The organism is Cupriavidus sp. DL-D2, from assembly GCF_039710735.1.
Taxonomy (GTDB): domain Bacteria; phylum Pseudomonadota; class Gammaproteobacteria; order Burkholderiales; family Burkholderiaceae; genus Cupriavidus.
In genome coordinates, this window is the sequence record NZ_JBDKXK010000039.1 from 26,505 (window position 1) to 50,565 (window position 24,061).

General features: G+C 64.8%; 25 protein-coding genes. 11 read left to right on the top strand and 14 right to left on the bottom strand.

Features of this window, described 5'->3' with window-relative positions; genetic code table 11:
- The first annotated feature begins 300 nt into the window (after positions 1-300).
- The 4 genes from ABDB81_RS20115 (at position 301) to ABDB81_RS20130 (ending at position 3,865) form a co-directional block, all read left to right on the top strand.
- Positions 301-1,203, top strand: a complete 903-nt coding sequence (locus ABDB81_RS20115; RefSeq protein ID WP_346813152.1) for a lysophospholipid acyltransferase family protein — start codon at positions 301-303, stop codon at positions 1,201-1,203.
- Positions 1,203-2,096: a lipid A biosynthesis lauroyl acyltransferase gene (locus ABDB81_RS20120; RefSeq protein ID WP_237380003.1), complete on the top strand. Its 894-nt coding sequence runs from the start codon at positions 1,203-1,205 to the stop codon at positions 2,094-2,096. The genes ABDB81_RS20115 and ABDB81_RS20120 overlap by 1 nt, the downstream gene beginning before the upstream one ends.
- Positions 2,097-2,110: 14 nt before the next feature.
- The gene (gene dapF, locus ABDB81_RS20125; protein ID WP_137923558.1) at positions 2,111-2,977 is read left to right on the top strand and encodes a diaminopimelate epimerase; all 867 of its coding nucleotides are present in this window, start codon (positions 2,111-2,113) and stop codon (positions 2,975-2,977) included.
- Positions 2,978-3,055: 78 nt separating this feature from the next.
- Positions 3,056-3,865 (top strand): PPK2 family polyphosphate kinase, encoded by an 810-nt coding sequence (locus ABDB81_RS20130; protein ID WP_160471217.1) that lies wholly within the window; start codon positions 3,056-3,058, stop codon positions 3,863-3,865.
- 9 nt (positions 3,866-3,874) lie between these two features.
- Here ABDB81_RS20130 and ABDB81_RS20135 read toward each other — a convergent pair whose 3' ends face one another.
- Positions 3,875-5,206 carry a patatin-like phospholipase family protein gene (locus ABDB81_RS20135; protein ID WP_249359097.1) on the bottom strand — a complete coding sequence of 444 codons (1,332 nt, stop codon included), beginning with the start codon at positions 5,204-5,206 and terminating at the stop codon, positions 3,875-3,877.
- A 66-nt stretch (positions 5,207-5,272) separates the two neighbouring features.
- A complete protein-coding gene (gene pyrE, locus ABDB81_RS20140; RefSeq protein ID WP_346813161.1) occupies positions 5,273-5,950 on the bottom strand; it encodes an orotate phosphoribosyltransferase in 678 nt (225 codons plus the stop codon).
- A gap of 32 nt (positions 5,951-5,982) precedes the next feature.
- Between pyrE and ABDB81_RS20145 the strand changes: the two genes are divergently transcribed.
- Both ABDB81_RS20145 and argC read left to right on the top strand, forming a co-directional pair.
- On the top strand, positions 5,983-6,759 hold the full coding sequence (locus tag ABDB81_RS20145; protein WP_346813163.1) for an exodeoxyribonuclease III: 777 nt from the start codon (positions 5,983-5,985) through the stop codon (positions 6,757-6,759).
- 159 nt (positions 6,760-6,918) lie between these two features.
- On the top strand, positions 6,919-7,866 hold the full coding sequence (argC, locus tag ABDB81_RS20150; protein ID WP_346813165.1) for an N-acetyl-gamma-glutamyl-phosphate reductase: 948 nt from the start codon (positions 6,919-6,921) through the stop codon (positions 7,864-7,866).
- Positions 7,867-7,964: 98 nt separating this feature from the next.
- On the opposite strand, the gene ABDB81_RS20155 is transcribed toward argC, so the two are convergent.
- Entirely contained in the window at positions 7,965-8,900 is a 936-nt protein-coding gene (locus ABDB81_RS20155) for a M48 family metallopeptidase (RefSeq protein WP_137923563.1), read from the bottom strand.
- A 78-nt stretch (positions 8,901-8,978) separates the two neighbouring features.
- Between ABDB81_RS20155 and ABDB81_RS20160 the strand changes: the two genes are divergently transcribed.
- Complete coding sequence (locus ABDB81_RS20160; RefSeq protein WP_137923564.1) at positions 8,979-10,259, top strand: muropeptide transporter; 1,281 nt, start codon at positions 8,979-8,981, stop codon at positions 10,257-10,259.
- Here the strand turns inward: ABDB81_RS20160 and ABDB81_RS20165 are convergent, their stop codons facing one another.
- The 6 genes from ABDB81_RS20165 to argB all read right to left on the bottom strand — a co-directional run bounded on the left by ABDB81_RS20165 (position 10,260) and on the right by argB (position 15,929).
- Positions 10,260-11,078: a thioesterase family protein gene (locus tag ABDB81_RS20165; protein WP_160471213.1), complete on the bottom strand. Its 819-nt coding sequence runs from the start codon at positions 11,076-11,078 to the stop codon at positions 10,260-10,262.
- A gap of 101 nt (positions 11,079-11,179) precedes the next feature.
- Complete coding sequence (gene metW / locus ABDB81_RS20170) at positions 11,180-11,791, bottom strand: methionine biosynthesis protein MetW (protein ID WP_130392048.1); 612 nt, start codon at positions 11,789-11,791, stop codon at positions 11,180-11,182.
- A complete protein-coding gene (locus ABDB81_RS20175) occupies positions 11,788-12,960 on the bottom strand; it encodes a homoserine O-acetyltransferase (protein ID WP_137923566.1) in 1,173 nt (390 codons plus the stop codon). The genes metW and ABDB81_RS20175 overlap by 4 nt, the downstream gene beginning before the upstream one ends.
- A gap of 305 nt (positions 12,961-13,265) precedes the next feature.
- A complete protein-coding gene (gene slmA, locus ABDB81_RS20180) occupies positions 13,266-13,922 on the bottom strand; it encodes a nucleoid occlusion factor SlmA (protein ID WP_137923567.1) in 657 nt (218 codons plus the stop codon).
- Positions 13,919-14,938 carry a pyrimidine 5'-nucleotidase gene (locus ABDB81_RS20185; RefSeq protein ID WP_137923568.1) on the bottom strand — a complete coding sequence of 340 codons (1,020 nt, stop codon included), beginning with the start codon at positions 14,936-14,938 and terminating at the stop codon, positions 13,919-13,921. The genes slmA and ABDB81_RS20185 overlap by 4 nt, the downstream gene beginning before the upstream one ends.
- A gap of 73 nt (positions 14,939-15,011) precedes the next feature.
- Positions 15,012-15,929, bottom strand: a complete 918-nt coding sequence (gene argB / locus ABDB81_RS20190; protein WP_130392044.1) for an acetylglutamate kinase — start codon at positions 15,927-15,929, stop codon at positions 15,012-15,014.
- Positions 15,930-16,147: 218 nt separating this feature from the next.
- Between argB and ABDB81_RS20195 the strand changes: the two genes are divergently transcribed.
- Both ABDB81_RS20195 and ABDB81_RS20200 read left to right on the top strand, forming a co-directional pair.
- Positions 16,148-16,360 (top strand): cysteine-rich CWC family protein, encoded by a 213-nt coding sequence (locus tag ABDB81_RS20195; protein WP_346813174.1) that lies wholly within the window; start codon positions 16,148-16,150, stop codon positions 16,358-16,360.
- Positions 16,361-16,456: 96 nt separating this feature from the next.
- Positions 16,457-17,401 carry a LysR family transcriptional regulator gene (locus ABDB81_RS20200; protein ID WP_137923570.1) on the top strand — a complete coding sequence of 315 codons (945 nt, stop codon included), beginning with the start codon at positions 16,457-16,459 and terminating at the stop codon, positions 17,399-17,401.
- A 45-nt stretch (positions 17,402-17,446) separates the two neighbouring features.
- Here ABDB81_RS20200 and ABDB81_RS20205 read toward each other — a convergent pair whose 3' ends face one another.
- On the bottom strand, positions 17,447-17,935 hold the full coding sequence (locus ABDB81_RS20205) for a copper chaperone PCu(A)C (protein ID WP_137923571.1): 489 nt from the start codon (positions 17,933-17,935) through the stop codon (positions 17,447-17,449).
- Between the two features lie 253 nt (positions 17,936-18,188).
- Here ABDB81_RS20205 and ABDB81_RS20210 point away from each other — a divergent pair, with 253 nt between their 5' ends.
- Both ABDB81_RS20210 and ABDB81_RS20215 read left to right on the top strand, forming a co-directional pair.
- On the top strand, positions 18,189-19,514 hold the full coding sequence (locus tag ABDB81_RS20210) for an ATP-binding protein (protein WP_237380001.1): 1,326 nt from the start codon (positions 18,189-18,191) through the stop codon (positions 19,512-19,514).
- A complete protein-coding gene (locus tag ABDB81_RS20215; RefSeq protein WP_137923572.1) occupies positions 19,514-20,107 on the top strand; it encodes a response regulator transcription factor in 594 nt (197 codons plus the stop codon). The genes ABDB81_RS20210 and ABDB81_RS20215 overlap by 1 nt, the downstream gene beginning before the upstream one ends.
- Before the next feature lie 18 nt (positions 20,108-20,125).
- Here ABDB81_RS20215 and ABDB81_RS20220 read toward each other — a convergent pair whose 3' ends face one another.
- The 4 genes from ABDB81_RS20220 to ABDB81_RS20235 form a co-directional block, all read right to left on the bottom strand.
- Positions 20,126-20,443 (bottom strand): hypothetical protein, encoded by a 318-nt coding sequence (locus ABDB81_RS20220; RefSeq protein WP_137923573.1) that lies wholly within the window; start codon positions 20,441-20,443, stop codon positions 20,126-20,128.
- Positions 20,444-20,797: 354 nt separating this feature from the next.
- Positions 20,798-22,129, bottom strand: coding sequence for an ATP-dependent protease ATPase subunit HslU (gene hslU / locus ABDB81_RS20225; protein WP_137923574.1), 1,332 nt, complete (start codon positions 22,127-22,129; stop codon positions 20,798-20,800).
- A 20-nt stretch (positions 22,130-22,149) separates the two neighbouring features.
- Positions 22,150-22,686: an ATP-dependent protease subunit HslV gene (hslV, locus tag ABDB81_RS20230; protein ID WP_066735031.1), complete on the bottom strand. Its 537-nt coding sequence runs from the start codon at positions 22,684-22,686 to the stop codon at positions 22,150-22,152.
- A 180-nt stretch (positions 22,687-22,866) separates the two neighbouring features.
- A complete protein-coding gene (locus ABDB81_RS20235) occupies positions 22,867-23,853 on the bottom strand; it encodes a tripartite tricarboxylate transporter substrate-binding protein (RefSeq protein WP_137923575.1) in 987 nt (328 codons plus the stop codon).
- Positions 23,854-24,061 lie beyond the last annotated feature (208 nt).

Genomic DNA, 24,061 nt, shown 5'->3' on the forward strand with positions numbered 1-24,061 from the left:
TGGCTATGTGGCTATTGCGCGCCACCCTGAAAACCGTGCGGCGACGCTTTAGCGGTATTTAGGCCACTCTTATCGAGCGGTATCGCCCCGCAAGTTGTCAGTTAACTCGGCGATGGGCGGTATTATACGCCGCGACCGGGGATGCTGCATCGGGTCCAATCGAGCAAGCAGGCGCCCATACCGGACGTTATTCGGCTCGATTCAGGGCTGAAGTTTGGCAGCGCCCTGCCGATCACGCGACGTGATGTACGAGACGATTACACAAGATTCATCCCGGGATCGATTTCCCCTTTCTCCCTCATGACCTTTATCTTCTGGCTCATTTCCCGCTTGCCCCTGCGCGTCCTGCACGCCATTGGCGGCGCGCTGGGACTGCTGGCGGCCCGGCTCCCCGGCCGCTATGGGCGGCGGCTCGTGGAGAACTTCCGCCACGCCTACCCCGACGCCACCGATGCCATGATCGCGGAGGCCGCGCGCCATACTGGCCGCCTCATCGTCGAGATGCCGTATTTCTGGAGCCGCAAGTCGATCACCGTGCGGACCGATTGCTTCGACGATCACCTCTGGCCCGAGATGGACCGGCTCCAGAGTCAGGGCAACGGCCTGATTCTCACCACGCCGCACCTGGGCTGTTTCGAGATCCTGCCGCTCTCGCACGCCCGGCTCCGTCCCATCACCTGCCTGTTCAAGCCGCCGCACCAGCCCTGGCTGCGCGAGTTTGTCGAACGCATGCGCACCCGGCCCAACCTGGCCATGGCGCCCGCCACTCCGCGCGGCGTGCGCATGCTGGTCAAGGCGCTCAAGCGCGGCGAGGCCCTCGGCATTCTTCCCGATCAAGTACCGAGTGGTGGCGAGGGCACCTGGGCGCCGTTCTATGGCAAGCCGGCTTATTCGATGACGCTGGTCCATCGTTTGCAGCAACTGACCGGCGCACCGGTGGTCATGATCTATGCGCAACGGCTGCCGCACGGGCAGGGTTATCGCGGCCATGTGCGCGTGCTCGGCGACAACGGCAGGCTGCCCGACGACCCCGCCGCCGCATCGGCCACGATCAACGCCGCCATCGAAGACTTGATCGAGATCGATCCGACCCAGTACCTGTGGGGCTATAACCGCTACAAGCAACCAGGTGGCGCCGAACCGCCACCGGCAACGATGGCCTCCGCGCCAGTTTCGCCCGACACCACGACCCAAAATCATTGATGAGCCGCATATTTACCTCGCTCGGTATCGGTCTGCTGACCTTGCTGGGCAAGCTTCCGTATTCCTTTGTCGCCCGTTTCGGCGAGGCGCTGGGCAGCCTGCTGTACCGGATTCCCAGTTCGCGCCGCGAGGTCGTACGCGCCAACCTGCGCCTGTGCTTTCCGGAAAAATCTGCTGCGGAAATCGAAGCCATGTCGCACGAAACCTTCCGCAAGGTGTTTCGCAGCCTGGCCGAAGGCGGCATTTTCTGGACGTGCGGAGAGGACAAGATGCGCCGCCTCGTGCAGATCGACGATCAGGCCAACCTTCCCGCGCTCGACGGCACGCCGCACATTCTTGTCACGCCGCATCTATCCGGCCTCGAAGCCGGTGCCATCCGCCTGACGATGCATCTGCGCGACACTGTGGGCCGCTCGGGTGCCTCGCTGTACACGGTGCAGAAGAACGAACTGTTCGACAACTTCCTCAAGGTCGCCCGGGGGCGCTTTGGCGCCAACATGATTTCGCGCAATGACAGCGCGCGTAGCATCCTGCGCGTGCTCAAGCAAGGCGAGGCGCTTCAACTGATCTCCGACATGGATTTCGGCCCGCGCGACTCCGAATTCATCCCGTTTTTCGGCGCGCCGGCGCTGACGCTGACCGTGGTATCACGCCTGGCCCGCGCCTCCGGCGCACAGGTGGTGCCGATCTACACGGAGCAGTTGCCCGACTACAAGGGCTATGTGCTGCACATTCTGCCGGCCTGGGACAACTATCCCGGCGAGAGCGTCACGGAAGATACGCGCCGCATGAACCAATTCTTCGAGGATGCGATCCGCCCGCGTGTGGCGGATTACTACTGGGTGCACAAACGCTTCAAGCACCGGCCGCCCGGCGAACCTGACATCTACTGATTACAATGCCGAGCATGAAACTCCAGTTCACCAAAATGCATGGCGCCGGCAACGATTTCATCGTGCTGGACGGCATCCACCAGAAGCTCGACCTGACCGACGCCCAGTGGCGTGCGCTGGCCAGCCGGCATTTCGGCATCGGCGCGGACCAGATCCTGATCGTCGAGAAATCCGAGCGCGACGATGTCGATTTCCGCTACCGCATCTTCAATAACGATGGCGGCGAGGTGGAGCACTGCGGCAACGGCGCGCGCTGCTTCGTGCGATTTGTCAGCGAGAAGGGCATGACCGACAAGCGCACGGTGCGCGTGGAAGTCATGAACGGCATCATCACGCTGACGCTGCAGGATGACGGCCAGGTGACCGTGGACATGGGCGCGCCCGAACTGACGCCTGCCCGCGTGCCGTTCGTGCCAGCCGGCCTGCCCACGCGCACCGAGGGCAGCGACACGCTCTACGGCCTGGAGGTCAACGGCCGTACGGCATGGATCTCCGCCGTATCGATGGGCAATCCGCATGCGGTGCAGGTCGTCGAGGATGTGGAACAGTTCCCGGTGCTGCAGGATGGCCCCGTGATCGAGCATCACAAGACCTTCCCGAACCGCGTCAATGCCGGCTTCATGCAGATCGTGAACCGCCAGACCATCCGGCTGCGCGTATTCGAACGCGGCGCCGGTGAAACGCTAGCCTGCGGCACCGGCGCCTGCGCGGCGGTGGTGGCGGGCATCCATCGTGGCCTGCTCGACTCTCCGGTCAAGGTCCATACGCATGGCGGCGACCTGACCATCGCCTGGGATGGCGTGGGCCAGCCGGTGCAGATGACCGGTCCGGCCACGACGGTATTCGAAGGGTCTATTGACCTGGCCATGCTGCCTGCCTGACCATGAGGGCTTGCCTCCCGCACGTTCCGGGAGGTCATGAGGAACGCGGGGCCGCCCGGCCCCGTTCTCGGAGAGCCCATGAATCTGGACGATTTCCGCATTACCTCCGGCAAGTCTTTCAAGCTGGAATCCTTCGATCCCAAGTCCAAGCCACTCTCTGGCAGCACCAAGGCCATCGACCAGGCGCGTGTAACCGAAATCTCGGACTGGCTCGACAAGCAGCAGGACATCTTCTACGCCGAGCACTCGCGCAAGCTGCTGGTCATCCTTCAAGGCATGGATACCAGTGGCAAGGATGGCACTGTGCGCGGTGTCTTCCGCAGCTTCGATCCGCTCGGGCTACGCGTGGTCAGCTTCAAGGCGCCGACTGCCGAGGAACTGGCGCGCGACTACCTGTGGCGCGTGCATGCGCAGGTGCCGCGCAAGGGCGAAATCGTCGTCTTCAACCGCAGCCATTACGAGGACGTGCTGATCACGCGCGTGCACGGCTGGATCGACGATGCCGAATGCGCGCGGCGCTATCAGCAGATCCGCGCGTTCGAGCAGATGCTCACGGAGACCGGCACGACCATCGTCAAGTGCTTTCTCCACATATCGAAGGACGAGCAGAAGGATCGGTTGGAGCAGCGTATCGGCGATCCGCAGAAGCACTGGAAATTCGACGCGCAGGACCTGGCCGAACGCAAGTTCTGGAATGAGTACCAGCGCGTCTATGAAGCGGCCATCGCCGCCACGGCCACGCCCGCCAATCCGTGGTACATCGTGCCGGCCAATTCCAAGACGCACCGTAACCTGATGGTGGCAGAGATCCTGCGCGCGGTCTTCGCCCAGCTCAAGCCGGAGTATCCGCCGCCAAAGCCGGAACTGGCCAAGCTCGTGGTGGAGTAAGCCCGACGCTCAGGTATCTCCGTTCCCGCGATGCACGTCATGGGTGACGAAGGGCCGTTCCGGCCCCGGCATCGCGAGCCAGTGCGGATGCTTGAGCGTGTCGCGGATATCGTCGAGGCCGCTCGACCAGTGCTCGTGCATCGTCAGCACACCGAACTGGTAATCCTTGGCGCTGCCCTCGAACGATTTGTCGCGATAGATCAGCTGGATCACGTTGCGGCGCGCGTCGCAGGCATGATCGGCCGCGCGTTTGAACCACGGATCGTCGCGCTTCGAAGGTGGCACCAGCGCCATCACCTCGCTCAACATGCGGCGATAGTTCTGCTGCTCGCGCATGACGTCGGTGATCGCCCGCGTGCGGCTGGAATACTGGATGTCCTTCTGGCGCTCGGCCACGTCCAGCAGGTTGTGCGGCAGCTTGCCGCGCGCGCTCCACAGATCGACCTGAAAGATCAGCGCATCCTTGCGCGGCTGGGCCACCAGCACTTCCTGCAAGGGCGTATTCGACACCAGGCCGCCATCCCAGTAGTACTCGCCATCGATCTCCACGGCCGGAAAGCCCGGCGGCAAGGCGCCCGATGCCATGAAATGCTCGGCCCGCAGCGTCATGCGCGTGTTGTCGAAGTAGGCGAAGTTGCCGGTCTTCACGTTGACCGCGCCCACGGAGACACGCATCTCTTTCGAGCGGTTCACGCGGTCGAAATCGACAAAGCGCTCCAGCGTGGCCTTGAGCGGCGCGGTGTCGTAGTAGCTGGCACTGCCCGGATCGTCGCGGCGCGCCCAGAGGTCCGTCACGGCGCGTGGTGTGAAGAAGCCGCGTTGCCCCTCCACCAATGCCCGCGCTGCGTTGACGCTATCGAACCAGATACGCATCGGCTCGGGCCACATCGGCGCGGCCTCGGTCAGCAGATCGAGCGGCAAACCGGGCAACCACGGCTGGGCGCAGATGTACTCCCAGAACGCGCGCAGTTGCGCCACACGTGTTTCAGGCGGATTGCCGGCGATCACGGCCGCATTCAGTGCGCCGATGGAAATTCCCGCCACCCAGTTCGGATGGATGCCGCCTTCCGACAGTCCCTGGTAGACGCCCGCCTGATACGAGCCGAGCGCCCCGCCACCCTGCAGCACCAGCGCGCGGATGGCATAGGCTTCGTGGGCCGGGCCGGTGTGCGGCGGCGCATCGGGGGCGCAATGCGTGAACGGCAGCGATTCGCTTTTGGCTGCACTGCGTTTCGCCTTGGCCGGCGTGGCGGCATCGGGGGAAGAATCCTGCGGGGGTGCGCCCTGCGCGCCGACCTGCTTCTTGACCGCTGCCACGTCCTGCCGCCGATTCTTCGCCACGCCGATGCTCCCTGGAATCCCTGGAAATGAAAACGGCCCCAAGCGGGGCCGTCGTATTGTGTGCTGTCAGACGCCGTACTTCTCACGGTAGGCAGCCACAGCGGCCCGGGAGTTCCCGAGCGCGGGGTCTTGCGACGCATCCAGATAGGCCAGCAGGTCCTTGAGCGAGGCGATGTTGATCACCGGCACACCGAATTCGCGCTGTACGTCCTGCACGGCGGAATGCGTGCCGATGTTGTCGGCGGTGCCGCTCTTTTCCATGCGGTCCAGTGCGATCAGCACGGCAGCGGGCTCGGCGCCGGCCGCACGGATCATCTGCATCGACTCGCGCACCGAGGTGCCCGCCGAGATCACATCGTCCACGATCACCACCTTGCCGCGCAGCTTGGCGCCCACCAGCGTGCCGCCCTCGCCATGGTCCTTGGCTTCCTTGCGGTTGTAGGCAAACCCGACGTCACGTCCCATACCGGCCAGCGCCACCGCCGTGGCCGAGGCCAGCGTGATGCCCTTGTAGGCCGGTCCGAACAGCACGTCGAACTCCACGCCCGAGTCCAACAGGGTCTTCGCGTAGAATTGCGCCACCTTACCCAGCATGGCGCCCTGGTTGAACAGGCCGGCGTTGAAGAAATACGGCGACTTGCGTCCGGCCTTGGTCACGAACTCGCCGAAGGACAGCACGCCCGCATCCAGTGCAAAGCGGATAAAGGACTGGCTGAGGTCGTCCGGCGTGGTCTGCTGCGTCATTCTTTTCTCTCTGATTTTCAAAATTTCCCGAGATGTTACGGATTATCAGCGCCAACCTCAACGGCATCCGCTCGGCCTCCAAGAAAGGCTTCTTCGAGTGGATGGGCAAGCAGGACGCAGACATGGTCTGCGTCCAGGAACTCAAGGCTCAGGAAGCCGACATGACCGAGGCGTTCCTGGCGCCACATGGCTACCACGGCTTCTTCCACTATGCGGAGAAGAAGGGCTATAGCGGCGTGGGTCTCTACACGCGCCACAAGCCCGAGCGGGTCGTCACGGGATTCGGCTGCGCCGAATTCGATGCCGAAGGCCGCTACGTCGAGGTGCAGTATCCGCACCTGGCCGTGATTTCGGTCTATGTGCCATCCGGCTCCAGCGGCGAGGAGCGCCAGCTCGCGAAATTCCGCTTCATGGAAGCCTTCCTGCCCCACCTGCTGGCGCTGAAGGCCACCGGACGCGAGATCGTGCTGTGCGGCGACGTCAACATCGCGCACAAGGAAATCGACATCAAGAACTGGAAGGGCAACCTGAAGAACTCAGGCTTCCTGCCCGAAGAACGCGCGTGGATCGGTGCTCTGTTCGAGAGCCACGGCTATGTGGACGTCTTCCGCCAGCTCGACCCCCGGCCCGACCAGTACACATGGTGGAGCAACCGCGGACAGGCCTACGCCAAGAACGTCGGGTGGCGTATCGATTACCACCTGACCACCGCGAAGATTGCCGCCACCGCCAAGGGCTGCGCGATCTACAAGGACGAGAAGTTCAGCGACCACGCACCACTGTCGATCGACTACGACTTTCCGTTGTGAAGAAAGTGGCGCCGTGATGACTTTGAGGGGAAGTTCCGGGGTGCGTCCCAATTCGGCGTAAACCCTGCGACCCGCCTCCAACCTCGTTACAATGCGGGATATCTCGCCCCCCAGGGATGTGAGACTTTTCGCATTTGCATTTTTCAGAGTGAGTCCGCCATGGTTTTCAAAGTGTTCGTCGATGGTCAGGAAGGCACCACCGGTCTCCGGCTGCTTGACTATCTCTCGGGTCGCAGCGATGTCGAGCTGCTGCGCATTGCCGATGACAAGCGCAAGGATCCGCAGGAACGCGCACGCTTTCTGAATGCCTCGGACGTGTCGTTCCTCTGCCTGCCGGACGTGGCCTCGCGTGAGGCCGTGTCGCTGGTGACCAATCCCAATACCTGCGTGATCGACGCCAGCACGGCGTTCCGCACGGCCGACAATTGGGCCTATGGCCTGCCCGAACTGACCCGTGGTCAGCGCGAGAAGATCCGCGCCAGCAACCGCATTGCGGTGCCGGGCTGCCACGCCAGCGCGTTTGTGATGGCGGTGCGTCCGCTGGTCGAAGCGGGCCTGATGCCGGCCAACTACCCGGCCACGGCATTTTCGCTGACGGGCTACAGCGGCGGCGGCAAGTCGATGATTGCGGAGTTCGAGGCGGGCGGTAACCCGAAGCTGATGAGCCCGCGTCCGTACGCGCTCGGTCTCTCGCACAAGCATCTCCCCGAGATGCGCGTGCAGGCCGGACTGGCCCAGGCCCCGATCTTCAATCCGATCGTCGGCAACTTCCTCAAGGGCCTGTCGGTCACGGTGCCGGTGTTCCCGTCGCTGCTGTCGCGCAAGGTCGATGCCGAGGCGATTCTCGACATCTACCGCAAGCACTATGAAGGCGAGCAGTTCGTTCGCGTGCATCCGTTCAATGCCGACGAGAATCTCGACCACGGCTTCTTCGACGTGCAGGCCAGCAACGACACGAACCGCGTGGACCTGTTCGTGTTCGGCAACGAGAACAACCTGAACCTGGTGGCCCGCCTGGACAACCTGGGCAAGGGTGCCGCCGGCGCGGCGGTGCAGTGCATGAACGTGCGCCTCGGTGCCGACGAGGCCGCTGGCCTGAAAGCCTGACGAAGCCGTCGACGCTACGGCGTCAGCGCAAAGAAAAACCGGCTCCCAGGAGCCGGTTTTTTCATGGGTGGCCGCAGGCGATGGAGCGCGGCCGAGCCCTACTTTTTCAGCGGACTGCGCTGATCCTCGTCGCCAGCATCCACCGGGGCGCCGCCCAGGTTGGCCATGTTGGGCTGGTGCATCGGCAGCTTGTCCATCGGCATGCTCATGGCCTGCGCGTAGAGCGGAAGCACTTCGTTCATGTGGGCTTCGAGCACGGCGATACGGCTGCGGCCCGACGGGTGGGTCGACGTGAACTCGTCCCCGGCCTGCAGCACCGTTCCCATCTTGCGCCACAGCGTGATGGCCGCGCGCGGGTCGTAGCCGGCGCGGGCGGCGATATCCATCCCGATCAGGTCGGCCTCGGTCTCCTCCCGGCGGGAGAAACGTAGCGACAGCACCTTGGCACGCGTGGCAATGTCCATGTTGCCGAGATTGCCGAAGCCAGTCAGTTGCGACACCACGTTGGCGCCCAGGTTGGAGATCTCGGCCTGGGCTGCGCGCTGCCGGGCATGCTCCTCCAGCGCATGGGCGATCTCGTGGCCCATCACCATGGCCACTTCGTCATCGGTCAGCTTGAGGTCGTCGAGCAGGCCGGTATAGACGGCCATCTTGCCGCCCGGCATGCAGAAGGCGTTGACCTGCTTCGAGCGGATCACGTTGATTTCCCACGGCCAGCGTCCGGCACGCGGATTCCAGAGCACGGTCTGCGGCAGCAGGCGAACGCCGATCTCGCGCAGGCGCTGCACCTGGGGATGATCGTCGCCGAGCAGGGTTTTCTTGGCGATGGCTTCCTGCCGGACCTGCTCGTACTCTCGGGCGGCCTGCTGGTCGATCACCTCCATCGGCACGATCATCCGCACGCGGGAGTCGTTGCGCTCCACGCGCACGCCGTCGTCGGGCGCGGCTACCACTGCCACCCCCTGTGCCATGGCAGGCAGCGCCAACGCGAAAATCGTAGCGGCCAGGGCGGCGCGCAAGCAGGTCTGACGCATGGTGTCGGGGACGATAAAGGTGGCGGCGGCGCGAACGGGTGATGCAATAATACACGCCAGCCTTTGCGCCTCCCCAACATGAATCTCCTCACTTACCTCGAATTTTTCAGGAATCCCCGGTTCGCCGCCATGCTCACGCTCGGCTTCGCCTCGGGGCTGCCGCTGGCGCTGACCTCCGGCACGTTGCAGGCGTGGATGACCGTGGAAGGGCTCGACATCAAGACGATCGGCTTCTTCTCGCTGGTCGGGCAAGCCTATATCTTCAAGTTCCTGTGGGCGCCGCTGATGGATCGCTACACGCCGCCGTTGCTCGGACGGCGGCGCGGCTGGCTGCTGCTGACCCAGCTTGGCCTCATGGCAAGCATCGCTGCCATGGCGTTCTGTCCGCCACAGCAGGCGCTCTGGGCACTGGCCGCACTGGCTACGCTGGTGGCCTTCCTGTCGGCCTCGCAAGACATCGTGTTCGATGCCTACAGCACCGACGTGCTGCGACCGAGCGAACGCGGACTCGGTGCGGCCATCAAGGTGCTCGGCTATCGGCTGGCAATGCTGGTGTCCGGCGGGCTCGCACTGTATCTGGCGGATCGGGTGCTGGGCTGGTCGAACATGTACCTGTGCATGGCCGGGCTGATGGGCATCGGCCTGTTGACATTGGCCTGGGCGCCGGAACCCGATGTGCCAGCGCGCGCGCCGCGCACACTTGAAGAAGCGGTGTTCGGTCCGCTGCGCGATTTCTTCGGCCGTCAGGGCGCGTGGTGGCTGCTGCTGCTGATCGTGCTCTACAAGCTTGGCGACGCCTTTGCCGGCAGCCTGTCCACCACCTTCCTGATCCGCGGGCTGGGCTTCGATCCGGGCGAGGTCGGCATCGTCAACAAGACGCTCGGGCTGGCCGCGACGATCATCGGCGCACTGTTCGGCGGATCGCTGATGGTGCGGCTCGGCCTGTACCGCTCGCTGATGCTGTTCGGCATCCTGCAGGCGGTCTCCAACCTCGGCTACTGGGTGCTGTCGGTCACGCCGCCCCACCTGTGGTCGATGGGCGCGACCATCGCCATCGAGAACCTGTGTGGCGGCATGGGCACCGCCGCGTTCGTGGCGTTGCTGATGACGCTGTGCAACCGGTCATTCTCGGCCACGCAGTACGCGCTGCTGTCCGCGCTGGCATCGATCGGACGCGTCTACGTGGGTCCCACCTCGGGCTACATGGTGGAAGCCTGGGGCTGGGCGCCGTTCTACCTCGGCACCGTCGTGGCCGCCGTGCCCGGCGTGGTCCTGCTCTGGGCGATGCGCCGCACGGTCCACCGCTACGAGGCGCAGGCGCGCGAGCCTGAGCCGGTGGCTGGCGCGCGCACTGCCTGATTATTCTTTGTAGTAGACGATTTGATGGGAGGTGGCGAGCAACTCACCTTCCGGACTCCAGATCTCCGCCGTCTGGTCAAAGAACCCCTGCCGAAACACGCGCGCCTGGGCGCTGCCCAGTACATGGCGATCACCGAGCGCGGCCAGCGTGGCGGCATCGGCGTGGAAATAAGTGGTCAGTGACACCGTGCCGGCGGGCACAAACCCGGCGCGCTTGAGAAAAATGCGCGGGTAGAAGGCGTCACACAGGGCTGCGACGGCGGCATAGTCGGGCGTGCGCGCCGGCTCGTCGCGAATCCAGAATTGCGTCAGGCTGTCCGGATTTTCAGTACCCACCGCTGCGTTGGGCTTGGCGCCACGCACCGCGCGCATGTCATAGCTGCCGATCCACTTGACCGGCGCAAAGCCACCCATGCGCGGCAGTCCCTCAGCCGCCGGCACTTCGGGCATCTTCGCTTCGCCGCAATTCCAGGTCTCGCGTCGCACCGCAAACACCGCGCTGCCGGTGGTCGTGATCTCGCCGTTCTGCAGGAGTTCGAGGTGCCAGTGCTGGGTCGAGCGATTCGTGCGCGACGGACGCGCCACCACTTCGAACGGTCCTTCCGCAATCGGGCCGGCAAAGTTGACGGTCAGTGCGCTGGGGTCGCCCAGCCGCTCGGGATGAGCGAGCGCCGCCTGCAGCATCACGGCCGCCGTGGCACCGCCAAACGGGCCGATCATGTTCCAGTAAGCCTGGCTCGTATGGCCCAGGTAGCGGTGTTCGCCGGCGGGTTCGAGTTGCAGGGCGTGATCGAGCGGATGGAGGGGCGCTTGCGTCATGGCAGAAAATAGTACGGTCGTTCGATGAATCCGTACGGTATGCCCGCCAGAGGGTTGCGTCAAGCTAGTCGCTACGCCACGCCCCTTCCGTTACGCCATCGTCACACCGCCGTGACGCGATACACGGCCAGGCTGCCGCGCCAGTTCACGCCCCAGTTGACGGTCACGCCTTCGTGCATCACCACGCGATCCAGCACGCGCAGGCCGACCTTGGGCGCCAGTTCCTCGAAATCGCCAATGGTCAGCACGCGCACGTTCGGCGTGTTGTACCACTGGTACGGCAGCGACTCCGACACCGGCATGCGGCCCCGGAATACCGACAGCCGATGCGGCCAGTAACCGAAATTCGGGAACGAGACGATGCATTCGCGCCCCACGCGCAGCGTGTCGCGCAGCACCTGGGCCGTGTTGTGGATGGTCTGCAGCGTCTGCGACAGGATCACCGTGTCGAAGCTCTTGTCCTCGAACAGTGCCAGTCCACCCTCCAGGTTCTGCTGGATTACGTGAACACCCTTCTGCGCGCAGGCCAGCACGCCCTCGTCGCGGATCTCGATGCCATAGGCATGCACGTCCAGTTCGTCCTGCAGCACGCGCAGCAGGCTGCCGTCGCCGCAGCCGGCATCGAGCACGCTGGAGTTGGGTTCGATCCAGCGCGCGATGGCGCGGAAGTCAGGGCGCAGCGCGAGGATATTGGGATTGGTGGCGGCGTTCATGCACCGATCTCCTCGGCAATGCGTTCGTAGTAGGCGCGCATCAGGTTGTGATAGCGCGGATCGTCGAGCAGGAAGGCGTCGTGGCCGTGCGGGGCATCGATCTCCGCATACGACACGCGGCGCTTGTTGTCGAGCAGCGCCTTGACGATCTCGCGGCTGCGGTTCGGCGCAAAACGCCAGTCCGTGCTGAAGCTCACCACCAGGAAATTGGAACTGGTCTGCGCCATGGCCCGCGTCAGGTCGCCGTCGAATGTCAGCGCAGGATCGAAGTAATCCAGCGCCCGCGTGATCAGCAGGTAGGTATTCGCGTCGAAGTACTCGGCGAACTTGTCGCCCTGGTATCGCAGGTAACTCTCCACCTGGAACTCGACGTCGAACGAGAACTGGATGTCCTCGGCCTTGAGCGTCCGGCCGAATTTCTCGGCCATGTCCTCGTCGGACAGGTACGTGATGTGGCCGATCATCCGGGCCACGCGCAGGCCGCGCTTCGGCTTCACGTTGTGCGCGTAATAGTTGCCGCCGTGGAAGTCCGGGTCCGACAGGATCGAACTGCGCGCCACCTCGTTGAACGCAATGTTCTGCGCCGACAGCTTGGGCGTGGACGCCACCACGATGCAATGGCGCAGCCGCTCCGGATACATCAGGCTCCAGGCCAGCGCCTGCATGCCGCCCAGGCTGCCACCCATCACCGCCGCGAACTGCGTGATGCCGAAGTGATCGGCCACGCGGGCCTGCGCGTTGACCCAGTCCTCGACCGTCACCACGGGAAACAGCGCGCCGTACGGCTGGCCCGTGGCCGGGTTGATGCTCATCGGCCCGGTCGAGCCGAAACACGACCCGAGGTTGTTCACGCCGATCACGAAGAAGCGGTTGGTATCGAGCGGCTTGCCGGGGCCCACCATGTTGTCCCACCAGCCGATATCACGCGGATTGTCCGCGGCGATGCCGGCCACATGATGCGAGGCATTGAGTGCGTGGCACACCAGCACGGCATTGCTGCGAGCGGCGTTGAGCGTGCCGTAGGTTTCGACCATCAGGTCATAGCCGGCGAGCTGGGTGCCGTTGCGGAGCTTCAGCGGCTCGTCGAAATGCAGTCGCTGGGGCGTGACGACGCCAACCGAATCGGTCGGCACGTCGAGGACACCAGCGGGAGGGGCGACATCGGTCATTGAGCGGGCCCGCGCAAATGGCAGGCATAAAAAAACCCGACCGGCATATGCGTTGGATTCGCAGCCAAGTCGGGCTTTTCGCGGTGTCCCGCGTGCCGGTGCTGGAGCGTGGACGACATCGACATCATCTGTCACACGTCATTCGCGAGGCACCGACCCAACCTCTTTAGCCGCATTTATATTGGCGTCCCGGGGACACTCCCCAGGCTGCCGCGCGCCCGCAAGCCAGTCATCAAATCGGCGCGACCCGCACATTATAGTGCAAAGCGCGGGCCGTGCTCACGACCCTGCGCCCTGCACGGTTTTCACCCCAGCAGCACGCGCAGTTGCGCGTCGATGCTTTCAGCCGGCAGCTTGCGGAAGCCGCTCTTCGCGTAGCGGTGCCAGTGGCCTTGCACAGCGGCCATGATCAGCGCCACGCGCCCGGACACGTCCGCATCGGCCGGAAACGCAGCCTGCGAGACGGCCACCTTCAGGCACTGGCGCAGCGATGCCTCGATGCGGTCCACCATCTGGTTGATGCGCTCCTGCAGGCGCTCGTGCTCGCCCACCAGCGCCTCGCCGGTCAGCACGCGCGTCATGCCGGGATTCTTCTCGGCAAACGTCAGCAGCATGCGCACGATGGCCTGCAACTGGCGCAGGCCGTGCTCTTCCTGCGTGGTGATCTGGTTGATCAGCCCGAACACGGTCTGCTCGATGAAGCCGATCAGCCCTTCGAACATCTGCGCCTTGCTCGCGAAATGGCGATACAGCGCGGCCTCGGAAACCGACAGCTTGGCGGCCAGCGCCGCCGTGGTGATCTTTTCCCCGCGCGGATGCTCGAGCATGCCAGCCAGCGTCTGCAGGATCTGGATGCGGCGTTCGCCGGGACGCGGACGCTTGCGCGCCGGCGCGTCCGGATCGGCGACCGATGTGACAGGAGGCACTGGGGCCTCGGCCTGTCGAGCGATGGTTTGCGTCATGACCCGATTCTCCGCTTTTGTTTTAGGAGTTGATGCATCGATTGTACTTTTATGTCCACATAGCGCGGGCGATTGACCAGTCGCGCACGCGTTGCCGGCACCGCGCCGGCCTCGGTCTGTGGCGCCGTTGCCGCAGCCCGGGCTATCGCCGGGGTGCCCGGGTCCTGGCTTTCCGCCGCCACAAGCGTCACGGCGTGCTCCTGCGCCGCGTGTCCCGCGTGCTGGCGATCTTCGGCGGCCAGGGTCTGGCGCGTGGCGGCGTCGCGCGCCGTGCCATCCGCCGCTGGCCCCATGGGATGCGGACGCGACGGCGAGACCGTCCGCAGGAACCCGGTGACCCATGCCGTGCGAATGCCCATGCCGGCATAGTGCTTGAGGTGCGACAGCGTGTCCTCCACCAGCACCGCGCGATGCGCGGCCACGCCCGCCTGCGCCAGCAGGCGCAGCAGCATGCGCCGGTCCGGCTTCGGACCCAGATGGCCGTGGACCCACATGTCCTCGATGGCCACCACGCGCTCGAAACAGCGGTCGATGCCCGCCAGAGCCATCACCGCATGCGCATAGTCGCGCGGCGCGTTGGTGACCAGGATCTTGCGGCCGGGCAACCGGCGCAACGCCGTCGCCAGGCCACGCCGCACGCGCACCATGTCTGCCAGGTCCGGAAACTCGTGGGCGGCACGCAGGAAATCAGCCGGGTCCACCTGATGGTGGCGGATCATGCCGAGCAGCGTGGCGCCATAGCGTCGCCAGTAGTCCACGCGCAGTCGGCTGGCCTCGGCCAGGTCGCAGCCCAGCACACGCGCCACGTATGCCGTCATCAGCCCGTTGATGGCCGGAAAGATGGCGTGCGAGGCGTCATGCAGCGTATTGTCGAGGTCGAACAGCCAGACCGTGCTACCCGACGTGTCACCGGCGACATCGCGCCGCAGATGCCGGCGCGGACGGTGCGCGGACGTGTCGAGCCACGCGCGCGTGCGCGCCTTGCCCCGTCGCCGGGAGGGCTGGTGGATGAACACGCCTGGATTGTGAGAATGCAAGGGGAGACAGGAAGCGGAGCGGGAAGCCCGCGCGGGCCTCCCGGTGGCGCACTCAGTGCGAGCGGATCATCGTGCCGAACGCCTGTTCGGTCAGGATTTCCAGCAGCAGCGAGTGTTCGATGCGGCCGTCGACGATGTGAACCGAGTGAACGCCGCTCTTGGCGGCATCCAGTGCGGACGAGATCTTGGGCAGCATGCCGCCCGAGATCGTGCCATCGGCAAACAGTTCCTCGATCTCGCGCGCGGACAGGTCGGTCAGCAGATTGCCCTTCTTGTCCATCACACCCGGGATGTTCGTCATCATGACGAGCTTCTCGGCCTTCAGGATCTCGGCCATCTTGCCCGCCACCACATCGGCGTTGATGTTGTAGGCCTGGCCGTCATCGGAGAAGCCGATCGGCGAGATGACAGGGATGAACGCGTCGTCCTGCAGCGCCTTGACCACGGCCGGGTTGATGGCCTCGATATCGCCCACGAAGCCGATATCGATGAACGTGCCCGGGTTCTCGCGGTCCGGCATCTGCAGGCGCTTGGCGCGGATCAGCCCGCCATCCTTGCCCGTCAGGCCCACGGCCTGGCCGCCGTACTGGTTGATCAGCATGACGATGTCCTGCTGGACTTCACCGCCGAGCACCCATTCCACGACTTCCATGGTCTCTTCGTCGGTAACGCGCATGCCCTGGATGAAGGTGCCGACCTTGCCGACCTTCTTCAGCGCCTCGTCGATCTGCGGACCGCCGCCATGGACCACCACCGGGTTCATACCCACGAGCTTGAGCAGGATCACGTCGCGCGCGAACCCGTGCTTGAGCTTTTCCTCGGTCATCGCATTGCCGCCGTACTTGACCACAATGGTCTTGCCGTGGAACTTGCGGATGTAAGGCAGTGCCTCGGCGAGGATCTCGGCCTTGAGGGCGGGGGCGATGGCCGCAACCGTGGTGGCGGCAGGCCCAGGATTGTCAGCGTTCATGGCTTCGGACATTCCGTGTGATGTGGAGCAGGTATCATGATTAACCGTCCGCCTGGTAGGCGATACGGGCGAGGCCGGCGTTGCGGCTACCGGCCGGGCACAAGGGCCACAGCGGGACGATGTGCCCCGCAGGCGCCATCCGGCCACGGCAGGCGCCGATTTTACAAGAAACCGGCGGCAGCATTGCAATCGCTGCTTTGCAACAACGCTTTCAGACCATGACCGATCCGTCGACGATCCTGACTGGACAACTGCGCCCGGTGGAACGCTGCAGTGCATGCGGAGCCCCGTTCGTCTGCGGTTTCGTGGCCGGACTGCCCGAATGCTGGTGCGCCAGCCAGCCGCTGCTGCCCTCCCGCCAGATCGTGGCCAACCAGCATTGCCTGTGTCCGGACTGTCTCAAACGGCGTCGGGAATCCGCACCAGATTGAGACACTTCTGAATCCCGTCCAAAATTTTTGTTGTTTACCGGTGATTTGCACGTTGCGAATGACAAAAGCGACGATTTCCGGTTTAACATTCGCGGCATGAATAGCCTACGCGGAATCGATCTGAACCTGCTGGTAGTGCTGGAAGCGCTGCTGGCGGAACGCCATATCTCGCGCGCCGCGCTGCGGCTGCAGCTGAGCCAGCCTGCCGTCAGCCACTCGCTGGCGCGGCTGCGGCAGCTATTGGACGATCCGTTGCTGGTGCGTGGCCAGGGTGGGCTGGTGCTCACGCCGCGCGCCCACGAGCTTGCCGGTCCGCTGGCCGAGGCATTGGCGCAGGTGCGCATTCTGCTGGGCCCCGGCGGCTTCCAGCCGGCCACGGCACGGCGCACGTTCCGGCTGGCGATGTCCGACTACGGCGCGCTGGTTGTGCTGCCGCGCCTGCTGCGCACGGTGCGCAAGGCCGCGCCGAACATCGACCTCGTGGTCACGCAGTCGAGCCGCGAATCGATGACGGGGCAGATTGCCGACGGCGAACTCGATATCGCGCTGGGTGCGTTCTCCTTCGAACCCGAGGGCGTGCGCACCGCCGCGCTGTTCAACGACGACTTCGCCTGCGCCGTCGATGCCGCCACCGTACGCGACACCGGACGCCTGGACCACGTGGCCTACCTCGCGCGCTCCCATGTGCTGGTCACCGGTCCCACGGAACGCGGCGAGGCCATCGACGCCGCTGTCACGCGACTGGGCGGGCGACGCAAGATTGCCTGCGTGGTGCAGCAGTGGAGCGTGGCACCAGGGTTGATCGTCGGCACCAACATGGTCCTGACGGCCGCGCGGCGCACGCTGGAGGCGCTGGCCGACGAGCGGCTGGCGATCTTCGAGGCGCCCTTCACGATTCCCGGCTTCACCTACAGCATGATCTGGCCGGAAAAGGCCGATGCCGATCCGGGGCACACGTGGCTGCGCGAACGCGTGCAGCAGGCGGCCACCGCCGCCACGGAAACAGAGGAAGACACCGCAGCAATCAGCCTGCGGGGATGAAAAAGGGGAGCGTCTGCTCCCCTTTTCGTTTGGTGCCGTTGCCGCTCAGTGCTTGTGGTCCATCTGGCCGCCGGACTGCGCCGGGGCCGCTACGTCGCGCACCTGCGCCTTGACCGTCTGCTCCGTCACCTTGCCGTTCTGCTCGATCTTCAGCGTGATGGGCACCGAATCGCCGGCCTTGAGTTGCTGCTTCAGGCCCATGAGCATGACGTGATAGCCGCCCGGCTTGAGCTGTACGTTCTGCATCTTCGGCAGGTCCAGCGACTCGATCGGACGCATGCGCATCACGTTGTTGTCCATCTTCATCTCGTGCAACTCGGCGCTGCCCAGCGGCGAAGACACGCCGACCAGCTTCGCGCCCTGATGCGCATGAATCGTCATGAAGGCGCCCGACGCCGTCTGCGCCGGTACGGTGCCGCGCACCCAGGCGTCGCTGACATCGACCTGGGCCATGGCCTGGGCGCTGGTCAGCAGGCCGGCCACCCCAAGGGTGACGATCGAGGCGGCGCGCAGGGCGCGGGTTCTGACTTGCATACGGAACATCTCCACGAATTTGACAGGTTGGCTGTGTTGGCCCGATAGATCGAGCAGGTCGAACAGGCCGGAAGCCGGGACATTAGCATGATGTCGCGCGCTGCGTGCGCGACCTGCGCCACGCCCGAATGCGGCACGGTGTCGCACGGCAGGCAACCCCGCCCAGCATTGCTACACTCGCGCCATGCAAGCCTCGATCGACCTGCCCCCGCCGCCTCCGCCAGCCTTCGCCACTCCCCCTGGCATGCCGGGCATGCCAGCGCCCCGTCACAGCCTGGTGAGCATGCGCCGGCTGTGCTGGCTGCGCTGGGCATTGCTGGCCGGGCAGGCGCTGCTGCTGGCCCTGTGCGAATCCGTGGCCGGCATCCACCTGCCCTTCCAGCCGCTGCTGTTCCTGTTCGCGGTCCAGGCCGCGTTCAACCTCTATACGGTGGCGCGCCTGCGCTGGCACACCCGGCGCAACACCATGCCGGGCGATCCGGAACTCATGGTGCAGATGCTGGTGGACCTGACCGCGTTGTCGGCCATCCTGTTCTATACGGGCGGCGCCACCAATCCCTTCGTGTCGTTCTACTTGCCGGGGCTGGCCATCGCTGCGGCCATCCTGCCGTGGCGGCTGGTGGCGCTGCTGGCCGGCTATGCGCTGACCTGCTACTCCCTGCTGCTGCTCGATTACGTGCCGCTGCATCTGCACAATCCCGACAACGCCGTGAACTATCACCTGGCGGGGATGTGGCTCAACTTCGTGGCCAGCGCGGTGATGATCGCGATCTTCGTGGCACGCCTGTCCAACGTGCTGCGGCAGCGTGACGCGCAACTCAACGACGCCCGCGAACTGCTGTTGCGCGAGGCGCGCGTGGAAGCGCTCAACGACCAGGCCGCTGCCGTGGCGCACGAGATCGGTACGCCGCTGGCCACGCTCGCCGTGATCGCCGGCGAACTGCGTGGCGACGCCGCCGACACCGCGCGCGGCAGGACCGCGATTGCCGATTACCTGCCCGACCTGCAAACGATGGAGCAGCAACTCGAACTGTGCCGCTCCATCCTGGCCCGGCTGCGTGCCGATCACCAGACGCTGGCGCCGCAACGCATCGATGCCTGGCTGACGTCGTTCGTGGAGCGCTGGCAGTTGCGCCATCCGCAAGCCAGCCTGCAAGCCGAACTCTCGCCCGACGCCGGCATGCAGGCCGTGGATACCGCGCGCGTGGCGCAGATCCTGACCATCGTGCTGGACAACGCCGCGCGCAGCCAGCAGGGCGAACATGGCGACGACGCACGAGGCGGGCCGCCGCTGGCGCTGGCAATCGCGCAGGAAGGCGATGCCCTGCTGCTGCGCGTGACCGATCACGGCAGCGGCATCGCGCCCGCGCTGCGCAGCCAGCTGGGCGAGCGTCCCGTTGCCAGCACGCTCGGCGGACAGGGTATCGGCCTGTATCTGGCGCAAAGCGCCGCGCGCCAACTGGGTGGACAACTCGCATGGCTCGACAATCCTGCCGGCGGCACCGTGACCGAACTGCGGCTGCCTATCGGCGATGCCACGCGCCGCCAGACCTTCAACCCCAACGCCTTCCAACCTTGATGATCGACGCCCCGGCGCCTGCCGATGCCACCCCCTTTCTTGTCGTCGATGACGACGAGGTCTTCTCCGGCACGCTGGCACGCGCGCTGACGCGCCGCGGCTATGCTGTGCAGGTGGCGCACAACAGCGCCAGTGCGCTGGCGCTAGCCACGAAAACGCCATTCGCCTACGTCACGCTCGACCTGCATCTCGGCCCGCCGCCTGATACGGGTGGCACTGCACCGGCAGAGTCGGGACTGCATCTGGTGGGACCGCTACGGCATGCACTGCCCGACGCGCGCATCCTGGTGCTGACCGGCTATGCGAGCATCGCCACGGCCGTGGCCGCAGTGAAGCAAGGTGCCGATGAATACCTGGCCAAGCCGGCCAATGTGGATTCGATCCTGACCGCGCTGATGGCAGGCGTGTCCGAGGATGCGGCGGAAGCCGCGTTGGAAGAGCCGGTGCCGCTATCGGTGGCACGGCTGGAGTGGGAGCATATTCAACGCGTGCTCACGGAGCACGGCGGCAATATCTCCGCCACGGCGCGCGCGCTGAACATGCATCGGCGCACGCTGCAACGCAAGCTCGGCAAGCGGCCAGTCTCGCGCTGATCGTCTGATGACGATGGGTTACAGGCGAAGCTGGACGTAGTCCCAGCCGAGGTCGTCGTCCGATGCCTCGGCGATACGCACGGCATCGCGGGCATGGCGATCCGCCAGTGTGACCAGCGCGCCGGAGGCCATGGCTTCAGCGGCGATCGCGGCCTGGGTGGCTACCTGCTTTGCCGGCTTCGTGCTGGCATGAGCGGGGGTATCGGGACGGATGCAGAGAAACACCGTCGCCGCCGTGATGGCAGCCACCACGCCGCCCACGGCCATCGCCACGCGACGCTTGCGCACGCGGTTGCTGCTCTTGAAGAAAGGTGTACGCGATTCCATGCGTGACATTGGCTCACTCCCGTTAATCTGTTTTGTGGAAGGTGCGGAAGGGTCTCATTCGCGGTCACGCCCGCGCCAGAGGCTTTACCAATGCTTACGGGTGTAAGGGCTGATGAAACACGGGGGACAACACCCTCTCCCGCCTCCGTCTGTCTCCCTCTCCCGCTTGCGGGAGAGGGATTGGGGGAGAGGGCTGGAGGTTCTGCTTGCCTACGTCGTCGCAATTTGTACTGCTGGCCCTCTCCCCCGCCCCTCTCCCGCACGCGGGAGAGGAGAGACAACCAACAGGATCGAAAGCGACATCGCAAAAACAAAAAAGCCGGACAACGTCCGGCTTTTTTGCATCAAGCGATCAACGCTCCATCACAGCACGTAGCGCGACAGATCTTCATTCCCCGCCAGATCGCCGAGACGTTCCTCGACATAAGCCGCATCAACAGTAATGGTCTCGCCCGACGATTTCGTCGCGTGGAACGACAGGTCTTCGAGCAGGCGCTCCATCACCGTGTACAGCCGGCGTGCGCCGATGTTCTCGACCTTTTCGTTCACCGAGAACGCGATCTCGGCCAGGCGGCGGATGCCGTCTTCGGCGAACTGCAGTTCCACCTCTTCGGTCTTCAGCAACGCCTGGTACTGCTTGGTCAGGCTGGCGTCCGTCTGCGTGAGGATGGCCTCGAAGTCCTGCACCGACAGCGAGTCCAGTTCCACGCGAATCGGGAAACGGCCCTGCAGTTCGGGAATCAGGTCGCTCGGCTTCGACAAATGGAACGCGCCCGATGCGATGAACAGGATGTGGTCCGTCTTGATCATCCCGTACTTCGTGTTGACCGTGGTGCCTTCCACCAGCGGCAGCAGATCGCGCTGCACGCCCTGGCGCGACACCTCGCCGCCACCCACATCGCTGCGGCTGGCAATCTTGTCGATCTCGTCCAGGAACACGATGCCGTTCTGCTCGACGTTGGCAATCGCCTTGTGCTTGAGCTCTTCCTCGTTCAGCAGCTTGGCGGCCTCCTCGTCGATCAGCAGCTTGAACGCTTCCTTGACCTTCATCTTGCGGCGCGCCTTCTTGCCCTGGCCCATGCCCGCGAACATCGTGCGGATCTGCTCGGTCATGTCTTCCATGCCCGGCGGCCCCATGATGTCCATGCCCGGCATGGCAGCGGCCACTTCCAGCTCGATGTCCTTGTCGTCGAGTTCGCCCTGGCGCAGCTTCTTGCGGAATACCTGGCGCGTGTTCGAATCCTTGTCCTCATGCTGCTGGAAGCCGATATCGCGCGGCGGCGGCAGCAGCACGTCGAGCAGGCGATCCTCGGCAGCGTCCTCGGCCTTGGCGCGCACCTTCTTCATTTCCGATTCGCGCGTCTGCTTGACGGCCATCTCGGCCAGGTCGCGCACGATGGTGTCCACGTCGCGGCCCACGTAGCCCACTTCCGTGAACTTGGTGGCCTCGATCTTGATGAACGGCGCATCGGCCAGCTTGGCCAGGCGGCGCGCGATCTCGGTCTTGCCCACACCCGTGGGGCCGATCATGAGGATGTTCTTCGGCGTGATTTCCTGGCGCAGCGGGTCTGCCACCTGCTGGCGGCGCCAGCGGTTGCGCAGCGCCACGGCCACGGCCTTCTTGGCCTTGTTCTGGCCGATGATGTGCTTGTCGAGTTCGGAAACGATTTCCGACGGGGTCATGGTTTGCGACATGGGGTTCCGTTCAGCGTCGGTCAGTCGATGGTTTCGATGACGAAGTTGGTATTCGTGTAGATGCAGAGTTCGCCGGCGATGGTCAGCGCCTTCTCGACCACGTCCTTCGGCGAGAGCTCGGTGTTTTCCACCAGCGCCTTGGCAGCCGATTGCGCATACGCGCCACCCGACCCGATGGCCGCGATGCCGCCTTCCGGGTCCAGCACATCGCCATTGCCGGTGATGACCAGCGTGGTGTCCTTGTCGGCGGTGATCAGCATCGCCTCCAGGCGGCGCAGCGCGCGATCCGAGCGCCAGTCCTTGGCGAGATCCACCGCGGCGCGGGTCAGATTGCCCTGGTACTTTTCGAGCTTCGCCTCGAAGCGGTCCAGCAGCGAGAATGCGTCGGCCGTGCTGCCGGCAAACCCCACCAGCACCTTGCCGTTGTAGATGCGACGGACCTTGCGGGCCGTACCCTTCATCACGATATTGCCGAGCGTGACCTGGCCGTCACCGCCAAGCGCGACCTGGTTGCCGCGCCGGACGCTGACGATGGTGGTGCCGTGATACTGTTCCATGGTGCCTTTGCGTGAGAGGTGTCAGCGGCGTAGGTGGCGCCGCATGGCCCGCTTTCAAGGGAAGATTTTTCCGGCGTCCCCTCGGACGGCAGCTTTCCCACTATAGGCAACGGCTCACGGACAAAAATAAAAAAAGCCACGCATCGCGCGTGGCCTTTTCTTCATATTGCGACAGTCCGATCAGTCGGCGTACACGCCAGCCTTCTTGATCACCGGCGTCCACTTGTTGATTTCCGATGCCAGGAACGTGCGCAGCGAATCCGGCGTGGCGCGTTGCGCCGGCACGGCTTCCGCACCCAGTTCCGCCATCTTGGCGCGGAACGTCGGGTCCGTCACCGACTTCTGCAGCGCGGCCGAGAGCTTGTCGATGACCGGCTTCGGCGTGCCCTTAGGGGCGTACATGGCGTGCCAGATCTTGACTTCCACGCCCGGCATGCCCTGTTCGGCTGCGGTCGGGATGTCCTTGAACGCTTCCACGCGACGCGACTGCATGGCCGCGTAAGGCTTCAGCGCGCCTGCCTTCAGCTGGCCGGCGATGTTCGTGGTCTGGTCGCACATCAGGTTGACCTGACCGCCCAGGATGTCGGTCAGTGCCGGCGCCGTGCCCTTGTACGGCACGGTGGTCAGCTCGGTCTGGATCGCGCTCTGGAACAGCAGGCCGCACAGGTGCGAGGCCGAGCCGATACCGGCGTTGGCCAGCGACAGCTTGGCGGCGTTGGCCTTGATGTACGGGATCAGGTCCTTGAAGTTGGCGGGCGGCATTTGCTTGTTGCCCACCATGATCATCGGCACGTCGGCCACTTCACCGACCATCTCGAAATCCTTCAGCGGATCGAAGCCCAGGTTGCGATAGAGGGCCGGCGCAGTGGACATGCCGATATGGTGGATCAGGATCGTGTAACCGTCGTTCTTCGCCTGCGCCACTTTCTTGGCGCCGATGGTGCCGCCAGCACCGCCGAGGTTTTCGATCACGATCGTGGTGCCCAGGTGCTTGGACATGATCGCCGTGAGTTCACGCGACACCTTGTCTGTGGGGCCACCGGCCGCGAACGGCACCACGGCCTGAACCGGCTTGCTGCCCGGAAATTCCTGAGCCTGGGCTCCCGTGAAGGCACCCACGCCGGCCACAACCAGCGCGGCTGCAAATTTGATTGCAACTCGTTTCATTTGCGTCTCTCCTGTTCCCTCTGTAACCCGTTCCAGCGCCGCCCGCGCCGCCGGAAATCCCGCGTTTCGCGAGCACCGGCCCCGTCGATCCATATCGGAAAACACGGGGTGACCATCGGCACGATGTATGGGTGGTAAGCGGCTGCAAACCCCGCCGACAGGCGGAGCCGGAGGTGGATGTTAGCAACCGCGAACAAGCGCGAGGTAT